The 11933-nt window shown below is 65.3% G+C and carries 13 protein-coding genes; 5 read left to right on the top strand and 8 right to left on the bottom strand.

Going from position 1 to position 11933, the window contains the following annotated elements:
- Positions 1–32 precede the first annotated feature (32 nt).
- Together AC1DUR_RS04630 and AC1DUR_RS04625 are read right to left on the bottom strand one after the other, a co-directional pair.
- On the bottom strand, positions 33–770 hold the full coding sequence (locus tag AC1DUR_RS04630) for a response regulator transcription factor (protein ID WP_477721357.1): 738 nt from the start codon (positions 768–770) through the stop codon (positions 33–35).
- Complete coding sequence (locus AC1DUR_RS04625) at positions 767–2227, bottom strand: sensor histidine kinase (RefSeq protein WP_477720111.1); 1461 nt, start codon at positions 2225–2227, stop codon at positions 767–769. Before AC1DUR_RS04625 ends, AC1DUR_RS04630 begins: the two co-directional genes overlap by 4 nt.
- 55 nt (positions 2228–2282) lie before the next feature.
- Between AC1DUR_RS04625 and AC1DUR_RS04620 the strand changes: the two genes are divergently transcribed.
- From AC1DUR_RS04620 to dtd, 3 genes are all read left to right on the top strand, one after another.
- Complete coding sequence (locus AC1DUR_RS04620; protein ID WP_477720110.1) at positions 2283–3197, top strand: cation diffusion facilitator family transporter; 915 nt, start codon at positions 2283–2285, stop codon at positions 3195–3197.
- Between the two features lie 72 nt (positions 3198–3269).
- Entirely contained in the window at positions 3270–4037 is a 768-nt protein-coding gene (locus tag AC1DUR_RS04615) for a substrate-binding domain-containing protein (protein ID WP_477720109.1), read from the top strand.
- 68 nt (positions 4038–4105) lie between these two features.
- Positions 4106–4570 (top strand): D-aminoacyl-tRNA deacylase, encoded by a 465-nt coding sequence (gene dtd, locus AC1DUR_RS04610; RefSeq protein WP_477721356.1) that lies wholly within the window; start codon positions 4106–4108, stop codon positions 4568–4570.
- A gap of 136 nt (positions 4571–4706) precedes the next feature.
- On the opposite strand, the gene ybeY is transcribed toward dtd, so the two are convergent.
- Positions 4707–5171 carry an rRNA maturation RNase YbeY gene (gene ybeY / locus AC1DUR_RS04605; RefSeq protein WP_477720107.1) on the bottom strand — a complete coding sequence of 155 codons (465 nt, stop codon included), beginning with the start codon at positions 5169–5171 and terminating at the stop codon, positions 4707–4709.
- Entirely contained in the window at positions 5161–6174 is a 1014-nt protein-coding gene (locus AC1DUR_RS04600; protein ID WP_477721355.1) for a PhoH family protein, read from the bottom strand. The genes ybeY and AC1DUR_RS04600 overlap by 11 nt, the downstream gene beginning before the upstream one ends.
- A gap of 84 nt (positions 6175–6258) precedes the next feature.
- On the opposite strand from AC1DUR_RS04600, the gene ruvA reads away from it, so the two are divergent.
- A complete protein-coding gene (gene ruvA, locus AC1DUR_RS04595; RefSeq protein WP_011484977.1) occupies positions 6259–6831 on the top strand; it encodes a Holliday junction branch migration protein RuvA in 573 nt (190 codons plus the stop codon).
- Positions 6832–6958: 127 nt separating this feature from the next.
- Positions 6959–8023: a Holliday junction branch migration DNA helicase RuvB gene (ruvB, locus tag AC1DUR_RS04590; RefSeq protein WP_477720105.1), complete on the top strand. Its 1065-nt coding sequence runs from the start codon at positions 6959–6961 to the stop codon at positions 8021–8023.
- A 118-nt stretch (positions 8024–8141) separates the two neighbouring features.
- Here the strand turns inward: ruvB and AC1DUR_RS04585 are convergent, their stop codons facing one another.
- The 4 genes from AC1DUR_RS04585 to ttcA all read right to left on the bottom strand — a co-directional run bounded on the left by AC1DUR_RS04585 (position 8142) and on the right by ttcA (position 11931).
- Complete coding sequence (locus AC1DUR_RS04585; protein ID WP_477720104.1) at positions 8142–9323, bottom strand: DSD1 family PLP-dependent enzyme; 1182 nt, start codon at positions 9321–9323, stop codon at positions 8142–8144.
- A gap of 17 nt (positions 9324–9340) precedes the next feature.
- Entirely contained in the window at positions 9341–10024 is a 684-nt protein-coding gene (locus AC1DUR_RS04580) for a histidine phosphatase family protein (RefSeq protein WP_477720103.1), read from the bottom strand.
- 276 nt (positions 10025–10300) lie between these two features.
- On the bottom strand, positions 10301–10921 hold the full coding sequence (locus AC1DUR_RS04575) for a DUF4136 domain-containing protein (protein WP_477721354.1): 621 nt from the start codon (positions 10919–10921) through the stop codon (positions 10301–10303).
- A gap of 59 nt (positions 10922–10980) precedes the next feature.
- Positions 10981–11931, bottom strand: a complete 951-nt coding sequence (ttcA, locus tag AC1DUR_RS04570) for a tRNA 2-thiocytidine(32) synthetase TtcA (RefSeq protein ID WP_477720164.1) — start codon at positions 11929–11931, stop codon at positions 10981–10983.
- Between the last annotated feature and the right edge of the window lie 2 nt (positions 11932–11933).

Below are 11933 nucleotides of genomic sequence, written 5' to 3'. Positions count from 1 at the left end.
GCAAAGCCCGGTTCCGTGGCCAGAGCTTGGCTTCAGTCAGGCTGGTGCTTGTCCGCCTCATCCACCAATGCGGCGTACTGGCGGATCAGCTGGGCCAGCGACTCGGCCTCGAGCTTGGCAAACAGGTTGGCGCGGTGGGTTTCCACGGTGCGCGGCGACACATCCAGCGCCCGGCCGATTTCCTTGTTGGTCAGGCCGGCGACGATCAGGCCTAGCACCTCGCGTTCGCGCTCCGATAACTGCGCAAAGCGTTCCTGCGCCTGCCGGTCGGTCTGGCGCCGCTCACGCGACTTCACATGCTGGCGTACCGCGTTTTGCAGCGCTTCCAGCAGTTGCTCGTCATTGACCGGTTTTTCCAGGAATTCAGCCGCGCCGGACTTGAAGGCGCGGCGGCACATGTCCACCGTGCCGTGCCCGGTCAGCATGATCACTGGTTGGTCCACGCCCTGTGCCATGAGCGTGTCCAGCACGGCCAGGCCGCTGATGCCGGGCATGCGCACGTCGAGCACGATGGCGCCAATGCCCTGGCGGTCAAAGCCGCTGATGAAGGCCTGCGGGTCGCTCCAGCTTTGCACCCGCAGGCCGACCGTGCTGATCAGCAGCGCGAGGCTGCTGCGTACCGCCTCGTCGTCATCGATCAGGTGAATCAGGGGCGACAGCAGGGCCCCCACCGTTTTCCCGTCGTGCGGTCCGTTGCTTCTTTCCCTTTCCCGGGGAAGGGCCGGCTTCCCGCCGGGCGGCGTTCCGGGAGGGGCTGAACGTTCTTTCATGGTGTGACCGCCAGGGGCAAAGACAGACTGAACACGGCCCCGCGCGGTGCGTTGTGCGCCGCCGCCAGGCTGCCGCCCATGCTGGTAGCCAGCGTTTCGCACAGGCTCAGCCCCAGCCCGAGGCCGGTGTCGCGTGTGGTGAAGAAGGGCTCGAAAATGCGCGGCAGCACGTCGCCTGCCATTCCCGGTCCGCAGTCGGTGATGGTCACCACCCCTTGCCTGTCGGCCGAGCGCAGCGTCACATTGAGCTGGCGTTCACCGGCAGGCACCTGCTCCAGCGCCTGCAGGGCATTCATCAGCAGGTTGTGGATGATCTGTTCCAGCGCCACCGGCTCGGCCAGTACCGTGACGGGGGCGGACGGCATCTCCAGTTGTGGCGTCACCTCGCGGCGCTTGAATTCGGGCTCCAGCAGGTACAGCGCATTGCGCACCGCGCCCTGCAGCACCACCCGCTGCGCCGGCGCAGCCAGACCGGGGCGTTCTACCGCGCGCCGCAGCCGGCCCACCACGTCCGCCGCACGGCGGGCCTGCTCCACGGCCTGGGCCATGGCGGCGCGGGCGCTGTCCAGCTCGGGCGGGTTGTCGTTGAGCAGCCGGCCGGCGGCCTGGGTGTTGGCGAGCAGGGCGGTCAGCGGCTGGTTCAGCTCGTGGGCCATGCCGGCTGCGAGTTCTCCCAGCGTGTTCAGCCGCCCCACCTGGCCCAGCCGCAGCAGCTCCTCGGCGCGCCGGCGTGCGGTTCGCTGGCGCAGCAGGGCAAGCCAGGCCACCAGCACGGCGGCCACCAGCAGGGCCCAGGCCAGCATCCAGCCCCACGGCAGCTCGCCCCAGCCGACCTGGCGCAGGGCCACCACATCAAATGGCTGGCTCTCGGCGGCCAGGTGTTTGTGAAATTCAAAGCGCCAGCCGCCCGCCTGGTCATGGCCCGGCTGCAGCACAAAAATCTGCCCCTGATGCTCCAGCGTGACGCGCACCGGGCTGGTGTCGGGAGCCATGGGCCATTCGCTCCAGGGCACCACGGCACGCAAGTCCAGTTGCAATGCGTAGCTTGTGGGCTCGGCCGCCAGCACCAGCTGGTAGCGGCCGCGGGCAAGGTCCGCCTCCGCCAGCACCGGCCTGCGCAGGGCCCGCGACAGGGTCGCCGCATTGCGCAGGCGTTCATCCGGCCAGATGGCCTCGCGGTCCTGACGATGCACGCCGATGATCTGCGGGTAGACCGAAGGCAGGCGCTGCTCGGGCCGGGATGCGTCGGCCGCGGGCTGCAGCAGCGCCAGCGTGGCCATGACGGCGTCGTGCTGCACCACGCGCTGGCTCAGCAGGCGGTGCGCGATGCGTGCGTCGGTTTCAAAGTTGTCGCGCAGCTGGGCCAGCTCCAGGCGCGCCAGCGCCACGCAGCCCAGCGCCGTGATGGCGCACCAGAGCAGGGCCCAGACCAGCCAACGTTGTCGCACTTGGAGCATCGCCGCATTCTTGCATAGCTTGTTGGCGGGGTCCGGCATCGTTGACAATGAACGCATGAGCCGACTGGACCTGAAATTTCTGACGCCGCAACGCCTGCTCAGGGCCTCCGTGGCGGTGGCGGCGATCACCATCGTGCTGAAAACCGGCGCCTGGTACATCACCGACTCGGTGGGCCTGCTGTCGGATGCGCTGGAATCCTTTGTCAATCTGGCCAGTGCCCTGTTTGGCCTGGCCATGGTCACCATCGCGCAGCGGCCGGCCGACGAGGACCATCCCTACGGCCACCACAAGGCCGAATATTTCTCGTCCGGCTTTGAAGGCGCGCTGATCATTGGCGCTGCCGTGGCCATCATCTGGGCTGCGGGGCACCGCATTTTTGACCCGCAGCCCCTGCAGCAGCTCGGCTGGGGCCTGGCGCTGTCGGTTGTCAGCTCCGGCCTCAACGGCCTGCTGGCATGGGTGATGTTTCGCTCGGCCCGGGCCCATCGCTCAATAGCCCTGGAAGCCGATGCCCGGCACCTGGTGACGGATGTCTGGACCTCCGTCGGCGTCGTGGTTGGTATCGGCGCCGTGCTGGTCACCGGCTGGCTGTGGCTCGATGCGGTGGTGGCCTTCGGCGTGGCCCTGAACATTCTGTGGGAAGGCGCCCGGCTGATGTGGCGTTCGTCCCAGGGGTTGATGGATGAGGCGGTCGAACCCGAGGTGCTGGCCGACATCCACAAGACACTGGAAGAGTTCAAGCACCACACCATCCGCTTTGACCACCTGACTACGCGCCGCTCCGGCCAGCGCCGTTTTGTGGACCTGCACATGCACATGCCGGCCAGCTGGTCGCTGGGCCGCGCGGCCGCCGTGCGCACCAGCGTCGAGCAGGCGCTGATGAGCGCCGTGCCCGGGCTGCGCGCGACCATCCAGCTGCTGCCCAGCGACGTGGAAGCTCACTTTGATGACGAGGTTGATCTCATCTGATCGGTCTTGTGCAGATAAACTTCGGCCCATGCTGCGCTGGGCGCCTGCAGTCCCTTCCTTTCAGGAGCTCCCATGAACCGTGTCCGTGCCGTATTGACAACCCTGGCCTTCACCCTGTTCGCGGTGGCTGGCCTTGCGGGCACCGCTGGTGCCGCGGAGATTGCCGTGCTCAGCGCCGGAGCCATCGAGCCCGGCCTCAAGGCGGCCGCGGCGGCCTTCCAGAAGCAGACGGGCCATGTGGCGCGCATCACGTTCAATACCGCGCCCGAGTTGCGCAAGCGCATGGATGGCAACCCGGCCTTTGATGTGGTGATTGCACCACCGGCTGTGATCGGCGAGTTTGCCGCTGCCAGCAAGCTGGCGGAAACGCGTGCCAATGTCGGCCGGGTGGGCATGGGCGTGGCGGTGCGTGACGGGGCGCCGCTGCCGGACATTGCAAATGCCGATGCGCTCAGGCGTTCCGTGCTCGAGGCCGACTCGCTGGTCTTCAACCGCGCGTCCACCGGCCTTTACCTGGAAGGCCTGCTCAAGAAGATGGACGTTTACACGCAGGTGGAGGGCAAGACCACCCGTTACACCGACGGTGCAGCCGTCATGGAACATGTCATCAAGGGCAAGGGCCGCGAGGTTGGTTTTGGCGCGATGACTGAAATCCTGCTGTACCAGGACAAGGGCCTGCGCTTCGTCGGCCCGGTGCCGGCCGAGGGGCAGAACTACACCTCCTACACCGCCGCGCCGCTGGTTTCCGGCCAACAGCAGGAACTGGCGCAGCAGTTCGTCACTTTTCTGTCGGGGCCGGTGGGCAAGCCGCTGTTTGTGGCTGCAGGCGTGACCGATTGATGCCAATGCGCCCTGATGCATTCGACATGAAGGCCATGGCATGAAGGCCATGGCATGAAGGTTATTGCGTGAAGGCCGTGTTGCAGCGCGTGGCCGAGGCCCGCGTCGTGATTGCCGGCGACACCGTGGGCCGGATCGGCCAGGGGCTTCTGGTGCTGGTGTGTGCCGAACGTGGGGATGCCGAGCCGCAGGCCGACAAACTGCTCGCCAAAATCCTGAAGCTGCGGATTTTTTCAGACGAGGCCGGCAAGATGAACCGCAGCGTGCAGGACGTGAACGGACAGGGAAGTTCTGGAGGCCTGCTCATCGTGAGCCAGTTCACGCTGGCTGCCGATGTGTCGGCGGGCAACCGGCCCGGCTTCACCGGCGCCGCCGCCCCCGAGGAGGGTCGCCGGCTTTACGATTATTTTGTGGCGCAGGCGAGGGCGGCGCATCCTGACGTGCAAACCGGGCAGTTTGCCGCTGACATGCAGGTGCACCTGGTCAATGACGGGCCGGTGACCATTCCCTTGCAGATCGATCCGGCAGCCTGATTCCATTTCCAGATCAAACGTGCACTTTGTCGGCCCGCCTTGCCGTGCTATAGCACTGTCTGCGGCGAGCCTTCGCGTTCACGCTTGATTTAGAAACGGAATGAGCCTCGACCGGCTCAAGGGCCCACTCGCCACGTCAATAAGGATTGGCAAACCCCAGCGCGGCCAGCAGCAGGATCTCCAGTGTTTCCATTTCCAGTGCGTCGCGCTCGTTGGTCTCGTGGTCATAGCCTTGCGCATGCAACGTCGCGTGGACCAGCAGGTGGGCGTAGTGCGCCTCTAGCGTTTTGCCCTGTTCGCGGGCTTCCTGCTCCACCACCGGAGCACAGAGCACCAGGTCGGCGGTCACCACGGGTTCCCGGGTGTAGTCAAAGGTCAGCACGTTGGTGGCGTAGTCCTTGCGCCGGTAGTCGCGGTTGAGCGACTGGCCCTCTTCGGCATCGACGATGCGCACCGTGATCTCGGCATCGGTTTTCAGCGCATGGCTGATCCAGCGCTGCACCTGGCGGCGCGGCAGGGCGGCGCGGTGGCGGGCGATGCCGGGAAACTGGCCGAACTGCAGGGAAAGGTCGAGCTGCCTGAGCGGAAAATCAGGAGCCATTGCGGCTCCTCGCCCTGGAGGGGCGGGTGATGGGTGCTATTGAGTCAATGGCATCCACCGAGGCCACGGTGGGGCTGCCCTGTTTGTCGTAGGCGTCCACAATGCGCGCCACCAGCGGATGCCGCACCACGTCGGCGCTGGTCAGGCGCGTGATCGCAATCCCCTTGACACGCCGCAGCACGCGTTCGGCGTCGATCAGCCCGCTGAGCTGCGTGCGCGGCAAATCGACCTGGCTGACATCGCCGGTCACCACGGCCTTGGCGCCAAAGCCGATGCGGGTCAGAAACATCTTCATCTGCTCGGGCGTGGTGTTCTGCGCCTCGTCCAGGATCACAAAGGCGTGGTTCAGCGTGCGGCCGCGCATGAAAGCCAGCGGGGCAATTTCGATCTGCTGGCGTTCAAAGGCTTTTTGCACGCGTTCAAAGCCCATCAGTTCATACAGCGCGTCATAGAGCGGGCGCAGGTAGGGGTCGACCTTCTGGCTCAGGTCGCCCGGCAAAAAGCCCAGGCGCTCGCCCGCCTCCACGGCCGGGCGCGTCAGCACGATGCGCTGCACGGTGCTGCGCTCCAGTGCATCGACCGCGCAGGCGACCGCCAGGTAGGTCTTGCCGGTGCCGGCCGGGCCAATGCCAAAGGTGATGTCGTGGGTGGCAATGTTCTCGAGGTATTGGCCCTGGTTGGTGGTGCGGGCGCGCAGGTCGGCACGCCGCGTCGACAGCGCCATGGCGCCGTCGGGCGCCGCGCTCATCGGGGTGTCGCTGGCCAGCATGAGCTGCACGGTTTCCTCGGCGATGGGCCGCTGGGCCATCTCGTACAGCGCCTGCAGCACCTCGAGCGCCTGCTGGGCCCTGACCTTGGCGCCGTCGATCTTGAACTGCTCAAAGCGGTGCGCAATCGTCACCTGCAGCGCGGCTTCGATGGTGCGGATATGGGAGTCCATGGGCCCGCACAGATGCCCCATGCGGGTGTTGTTGGGCGGCGTGAAGGTGTAGCGAAGGATCAAGGCGCGGCTTTTTCTGAAAGGGGTGGGTTCTCGCGAGATTGTCCCCCCAAATTTCCGCGCCTGCCTGACTGATAAGATTTGGCCATGATCGGAAGAATCTCAGGCCAGCTGGCCGAAAAAAATCCACCGGAAGTCCTGGTGGACTGCAACGGCGTCGGCTATGAGGTACTGGTGCCTATGAGCACTTTCTACAACCTGCCGGGGCTGGGTGAAAAAGTCAGCCTGCTGACCCATTTTGTGGTGCGCGAGGACGCGCAAATCCTCTACGGTTTTGGCAGCGCCACCGAGCGCGCCGCGTTTCGCCAGCTCATCAAGATTTCGGGCGTCGGCCCGCGCACCGCGCTCAGCGTGCTCAGCGGCATGAGCGTCGAGGAGCTCGCCCAGGCCGTGACCCACCAGGAGGCCGGCCGCATCATCAAGGTGCCCGGCATCGGCAAGAAAACCGCCGAACGGCTGCTGCTTGAACTCAAGGGCAAGCTGGGCGCCGACATCGGCGTGCAGGTCAGTGTCAGCAGCGACAGCCAGTCCGACATCCTGCAGGCGCTGGTGGCGCTGGGCTACAGTGACCGTGACGCCGCGCTCGCGCTCAAGGCCCTGCCCAAGGATATCGGCGTCAGCGATGGCATCAAGCTGGCGTTGAAGGCGCTGGCGAAATGAAAATGAGCGACCGTGGGGGCTCTCTTCTACCCAAGCAGGGGCCGCGGAACCGGCTTTGCCGGGCCGCAGGCGCAGCGGTCCCCTCGGGGGGCAGCGCAGTACACGCAGTGACAAGCGTGGGGGCCTTATGACCATTCAGACCGACGACTTTTCCGCAGCCGACCTGCCGCCCGCCAAACGCGTGATGTCGGCCGCGCCCGCTTCGCCCCATGAGGAAGCGATCGAGCGCGCGCTGCGGCCCAAGCTGTTTGACGAGTACGTCGGCCAGGCCAAGGTGCGCGAACAACTCGAGATTTTCATTGGCGCGGCCAAGAAACGCAGCGAGGCGCTGGACCATGTGCTGCTGTTCGGCCCGCCGGGCCTGGGCAAGACCACGCTGTCCCACATCATTGCGCATGAGCTGGGCGTCAATCTGCGCCAGACCTCGGGCCCGGTGCTCGAAAAACCCAAGGACCTGGCGGCGCTGCTGACCAACCTGGAAAAGAACGACGTTCTCTTCATCGACGAAATTCATCGCCTGAGCCCGGTGGTCGAGGAAATCCTCTACCCGGCGCTGGAGGACTACCAGATTGACATCATGATCGGTGAAGGTCCGGCGGCGCGCAGCATCAAGCTCGATCTGCAGCCCTTCACGCTGGTGGGCGCCACCACGCGCGCCGGCATGCTGACCAATCCGTTGCGCGACCGTTTTGGCATCGTCGCGCGGCTGGAGTTTTATACCCCCGAAGAGCTGGCGCGCATTGTCAAGCGCAGCGCCAAGTTGCTCAATGCCCCCCTGGACGAGGAGGGCGGTTTTGAGATTGCACGCCGCTCACGTGGCACGCCGCGCATTGCCAACCGCCTGCTGCGCCGCGTGCGCGACTATGCTGACGTCAAGGGCACGGGCCAGATCACGCTGGACATTGCCAACAAGGCCCTGGCTATGCTCGATGTGGACCCGCAGGGTTTTGATGTGATGGACCGCAAGCTGCTCGAAGCCGTGATCCACCGCTTTGACGGTGGCCCGGTGGGGCTGGACAATATTGCCGCCAGCATTGGCGAAGAGCGCGATACGATTGAAGATGTGATCGAGCCCTACCTGATTCAGCAGGGCTACCTGCAGCGCACGCCGCGCGGCCGCATTGCCACGCTGGCCGCCTACCGCCACCTCGGCGTGGCGCCCCCGGTGAGCGGCAACGACATGTTTACCTGACGGCGCTGCACGGGCGGCTGGCGCGCGTTTCGGCGCGCGGGTTCCCGTTCGCTGATGGCCTGTAGCGGTTTGTTGCGGGCTGCAAATCCCGCTGCATCAAGCGCGGGACGGTCAGGTATCAGGTCAGCGCGCCCCGCGCATCCACCCGGAATATGCGCTGCACAATGCCCCGGCGCAGGCCACCGCCCACCGCAATCATCACATCGTGCAGGTTGACGGTCGGGTCGCAGTGGCCGGGAATCAGCCACAGGATGTGGCCCAGCCCCGGCAGGCGCGAGCCGCCCGCGGCGGGCCGCAAGATGCCATGCTCATCACCGCCGTTGAAATATTCCAGCGCATCCTCGCCATCCAGGGTATGCACCAGCGGCAGGCCGGAATCGATGGCGTGACTCTTGTGGCCGGCGTCGCACACGGCATGGCCGCTGCGGGTGCTGATGACCTGGGTCTTGACAAACAGGGCGTGCTCGAACTGCGGCTGCGCCGGGTCGCGCTCGTTTTTCGCATAGTCGACATCCATGAACAGGAAGGAGCTCGCCTGCAATTCGCCATAAACGCCGCTGGCTGCCTCCAGCACAAAGCTGCCGGTGCCGCCGCCGGTGACCAAGCCGACGGCGATGCCCTGGGCTTCGATCAGTTCGCGCGTGCGCTGCACGGCGGCTGCGGCTTGGGCAATCGCGTCGCGCCGCTCCTGCGCGCTGCGAATATGCTGGGCCTTGCCATGGTAGGCCTGCAGGCCGGCAAAGCGCAGGGCCGGGTGTTTGCGGATCTCCAGCGCCAGCGTCACCGCGGCGGCTCCGGGCTCCACACCACAGCGGCCCTGGCCGACGTCGATTTCGACGAACACGTCAATGATGGTGCTCACGCCGCTGCCGGCCCTGGTCTCGTTCATGGCCTGCGCCAGCCGGTTCACGCCCTGGGTGCTGTCCACCGCAATGGCCAGCTTGCCGCCATGCGGCGCGACCTTCTGCGTCAGTGCCGCCACCCGCGCCAGCTTGGCAGGCGCAATGACTTCGTTGCTGATGTAGACGTCGTACACCCCGCCGGCCACCATGGCCTCGGCCTCGGCGGTCTTCTGCACACATACGCCCACCGCGCCGGCCTTGATCTGCAGTTTGGCGAGCGCCGCGCTCTTGTGCATCTTGGCATGGGGGCGCCAGCGGATGCTGTGCTTTCTCGCAAATTCGGCCATGCGGCCCAGGTTGCGCTTCATCGCATCCAGGTCAATGACGAGGGCGGGTGTATCAACCTCGGTGACGGGCTTGCCTATCAGGTCGGACAAACGGGAAGACGATGTGCTCATGGTGTGCGGGGATTCACTCATTGGGTGTTGGCGGCGCCGGGAGCGGGGGCGGCGTCGTCGGTAAATCGGTTGTCATGGGATGCGTCACCGTTCAGGTGCCGGGTATCGGCCCAGCCCACCAGCGTGAAGCCCTCGGGCGTCCAGAGCAGGCGGTTGATGGCGGTGTTGTCCAGCGCCCAGGTGCGGGGGGCCTGGATGTCCTGCCGGGTGGCTGCGCGGTAGAGGATGTCCATCACGCCGCCGTGACCGACCAGCGCGATCAGCTCGCCCGGGTGTTCCGCGGCGAGCCGCTCTGCGGTGCCCACCACGCGGCGGCGCAAGTCCAGCAGCGATTCGCCGCCAGGCGGGGCGAATTCAGGGTCTCGTTTGCGCCAGCGCAGGGACTGCTCGGGCAGCAGCACCTCGATTTCGGCAAAGGTTTTGCCCTCGAACTCGCCAAAGCAGCGTTCGCGCAGCCCGCGCTCCCTGATCACCTCCACACCCACGGCATGCCCCAGGTAGCCGGCGGTTTCCCGGGCCCGGCTGAGGTCGCTGGCATAGATCGCGGTGATCGGTTCGTCCACCAGCGCCTGGGCCATTCGCCTGGCCTGGCCGTGCCCGGTGTCATTGAGCGGAATGTCAAGGTGGCCCTGAATGCGCGCGTCCACATTCCAGGTGGTTTCACCATGGCGAATGGCAATGATGCGGGTAGCTTCAGTCATTAAGCGGGATTCCTTGGTGGGTGCCCTGCGAGAGGCGACAGAGGCGAAGCGTCCCGCAAGCGTGGCGGCTCTCCAGCCCAGCAGGGGCCGCGGGGCTGGCTTTGCCAGACCGCAGGCGCAGCKGCCCCYTCGGGGGGCAGCGCAGTACACGCAGTGACAAGCGTGGGGGCTCTTCATTCCAGCAGGGGCCGCGGGACTGGCTTTGCCAGACCGCAGGCGCAGCGGCCCCYTCGGGGGGCAGCGYAGTACACGCAGTGACAAGCGTGGGGGCCATTTTTATCGGGGGATTTCAATATTGATGCGGCGTCTGCCCGGCGCCGGTTCGGGAAAGCCGCGCAGTGCGGCGTCCAGCATGGCGGGCAGTACGCTGAGGGAGTCACTCCAGACGCCATCGTGCAGTGCCCGGGTTTCAAAGACCGCCTGCTGGGTCGTCAGGTCGCGCATCAACACGACCAGTTCGCGCTTGAAATAAGGGGGCTCCGGAAAACGCATCGGAAATGACAGGCCCACCGATGCGCCACGGTTGCCGCCAGCCATAAAGACCCCCGGGGTCGCAAAGCCGAAACCGTCATAACCCACACCGTCATACAGCCCGCGGTCCACGACCTGGGTGTTGAGCACCACCTGCACGCTGTAGCGCGCCGCAGCCGGGTTCAGTTCCATGCCCACCCGGGACAGGGCCGTGCGCGCCATCGCCTCAACATGGTCCTGCTGCGCCCCGACGGCCTGCTGCGAGGGCAGGCGTTCAAACCGGTACGCGGTGCCGGGACGGGGTGGCGCGGCGTTCCATTTTGAAAAAGCCGTGACGTCGCTATCGACCAGGCGCGTGGTCGAGCAGCCCACCGTGAGGAGGGCGAGAAATGCTACTGAAATGATAGCTAAAAATACTCGTCTCATAGTCTTATAAGGACATCAAGTGATCAGGTGCAAACGGATTGTGCTGAAGACTTTCATGCCTACAGCGACGTGACGTCGATCACGGACAGGCCGGGGCGCAGGGGCTCGCTGAATTCTTCGGCATCAAAAGCCTTGTCCCCCTCGGCATCGGCAACACCGGTGGTACGGATGTTTTTGAAGTCATGGCGCTTGCTGTCCATCAGGTGGGAGGGCACGATGTTCTGCAACGCGGAAAACATGTTCTCCAGCCGCCCCGGGTGCTTTTTCTCCCACTCGCGCAGCATGTTGCCGACCTGCTTGCGCTGCAGGTTTTCCTGGCTGCCGCACAGCGTGCAGGGAATGATGGGGAAGTCACGCACCTGGGCCCAGCGCGTCAGGTCTTTTTCAGGCACATAGGCCATGGGCCGGATCACAATGTTCTTGCCGTCATCGCTGACCAGCTTGGGCGGCATGCCCTTGAGCTTGGCTGCAAAAAACATGTTCAGGAAAAAAGTCTGCAGCATGTCGTCGCGGTGATGGCCCAGCGCGATCTTGGTCGCGCCGAGTTCGCCCGCCACACGGTACAAAATGCCCCGCCGCAGGCGTGAGCACAGCGAGCACAGTGTTTTGCCTTCCGGAATCACGCGCTTGACGATGCTGTAGGTATCCTGGTTTTCAATGTGAAACGGCACACCGAGCTTGCCCAGATAGTCAGGCAGTACATGCTCGGGAAAACCGGGCTGCTTCTGGTCCAGGTTGACGGCGATCAGCTCGAACCTGATGGGCGCGCGTTTTTGCAGTTTCAGCAGGATATCGAGCATGGCGTAGCTGTCCTTGCCGCCGGAGACGCACACCATGACCTTGTCGCCCTCTTCAATCATGTTGAAGTCGACAATTGCGCGGCCGACTTCGCGGCACAGGCGCTTTTCAAGCTTGTGGTCCTCGCGCTCGATTTTCATGCTGTTCTGCACGCGCGCGGAACTCTCTTCGCGCTCGTGCCGTTCAACAGCCTCGTCCCACACGGCGTTCATGT

This window comes from Polaromonas sp. P4_F4, from assembly GCF_056401355.1.
Note: the sequence above shows the minus strand (reverse complement) of the source record. Positions and strands in the feature narration are given on the sequence as shown.

Bases quoted from the DNA above. Each gene is read 5' to 3' on its own strand.
- ybeY (WP_477720107.1), bottom strand. From the start codon at position 5,171: ATGGCTCCTGATTTTCCGCTCAGGCAGCTCGACCTTTCCCTGCAGTTC.
- ttcA (WP_477720164.1), bottom strand. From the start codon at position 11,931: ATGAACGCCGTGTGGGACGAGGCTGTTGAACGGCACGAGCGCGAAGAG.
- ruvA (WP_011484977.1), top strand. From the start codon at position 6,259: ATGATCGGAAGAATCTCAGGCCAGCTGGCCGAAAAAAATCCACCGGAA.
- ruvB (WP_477720105.1), top strand. From the start codon at position 6,959: ATGACCATTCAGACCGACGACTTTTCCGCAGCCGACCTGCCGCCCGCC.
- AC1DUR_RS04585 (WP_477720104.1), bottom strand. From the start codon at position 9,323: ATGAGCACATCGTCTTCCCGTTTGTCCGACCTGATAGGCAAGCCCGTC.
- AC1DUR_RS04575 (WP_477721354.1), bottom strand. From the start codon at position 10,921: ATGAGACGAGTATTTTTAGCTATCATTTCAGTAGCATTTCTCGCCCTC.
- AC1DUR_RS04625 (WP_477720111.1), bottom strand. From the start codon at position 2,227: ATGCTCCAAGTGCGACAACGTTGGCTGGTCTGGGCCCTGCTCTGGTGC.
- AC1DUR_RS04620 (WP_477720110.1), top strand. From the start codon at position 2,283: ATGAGCCGACTGGACCTGAAATTTCTGACGCCGCAACGCCTGCTCAGG.
- AC1DUR_RS04630 (WP_477721357.1), bottom strand. From the start codon at position 770: ATGAAAGAACGTTCAGCCCCTCCCGGAACGCCGCCCGGCGGGAAGCCG.
- AC1DUR_RS04615 (WP_477720109.1), top strand. From the start codon at position 3,270: ATGAACCGTGTCCGTGCCGTATTGACAACCCTGGCCTTCACCCTGTTC.
- AC1DUR_RS04580 (WP_477720103.1), bottom strand. From the start codon at position 10,024: ATGACTGAAGCTACCCGCATCATTGCCATTCGCCATGGTGAAACCACC.